General features: G+C 64.1%; 1 protein-coding gene. It reads right to left on the bottom strand.

The window, feature by feature from the left end:
* Positions 1-1,145, bottom strand: a 1,145-nt coding sequence (locus CFR80_RS19565; RefSeq protein WP_181418281.1) for a hypothetical protein, incomplete at both ends; no start/stop codon positions are given.

Here is a 1,145-nt window from a genome sequence, read left to right as displayed (position 1 = left end):
AGCCCCTGCGCATCCCCGGACGCAGCAACGCCCGACACGCAGTTGCTTATGTCCGTGGACAGCGTGGCAGACAGCGCCGTCACGTCAGCGTAATAGGCCAGCGCACTATAAACATCAGTGGTGCCGTTGTTGTAGACGAAGGTGGGGCGCGCGCTTCCACCTGCCTGATACAGCCCCTTGCCCTGCGTATCCCCCGATGTAGTGCTGACACCATAAACTCCTGACACACAGTCGCTGATGTCGGCAGACAGCGTGGCGTTGGTATTGGTCTGGGCCGTCTGAAAGGAAGACAGGTTGGCCTGTACGGCCTGTACCGATGCGACAGGAGCGAAGTCGGCCACTACGCCGGCAGAAATTGACCCCACATTGATCTGCAGCGCACCATCGCTGGCACGATAGACGAAATTGGAAACCGTGCTGAAGCCGGTCGCGCCGAACGTCTGCGACACAAGCAATGCCAGACCCGATGATGTGGCCGACGGGGCATAGACGACGGGCTGCTGCTGGACCTTGTCGTAATACAGGGCGCTGACCCTGCCATTGACCGCACCCGTATCGTCGGCAGCCGTGGGAACGCGACTGTCAACGCTGACCTGCAACTGCGGGATGGTGTCGTAAAACGGCGCACTACCGGCCTGCGTGATCATGGCTGCCGTGATGGCTGTCGCCCCGGCGGGCACGGTCACGGTCCATAGCGGATACGCGCCCGCTGGCACCGACGTGCCGATCCCGATCTGCGCCACATCCTGCCGCACGGTGGGCGCGGTCTTTCCGCTGTTATCGGCACCGGCATAGGTCACGGACGGGTCGGCGGCGTTATAGAACGGCAGTACGGTATCATCCGCATCCACCGTGGCGGGCGTGACATACACGCTGTAGGTTGCCCCCGCCCCCGGCACGTCCAGCGTGACGGGATCGCGGCTGCCATACTGCCGCACCAGCGCGCTGGATGCGGCGGGCAACGTGCCATAGGCGGTTTTGTCCACCACGCCGGGGGCCAGCAGCGAACCGGGCGCGACCACCACCGCAAGCCCGCTGCCCGGCATGCAGGCAAAGCCACTGGCCGAAACCGTGGTCCAGCCATAGGCCATGGCCGCAAGCTGGCCCAGACCGACATACGCATTGCGCTGGGCGTTCAACTGGTC

Origin of the sequence: Komagataeibacter oboediens, from assembly GCF_003207815.1 — a bacterium.
Classification (GTDB): domain Bacteria; phylum Pseudomonadota; class Alphaproteobacteria; order Acetobacterales; family Acetobacteraceae; genus Komagataeibacter; species Komagataeibacter oboediens.
Note: the sequence above shows the minus strand (reverse complement) of the source record. Positions and strands in the feature narration are given on the sequence as shown.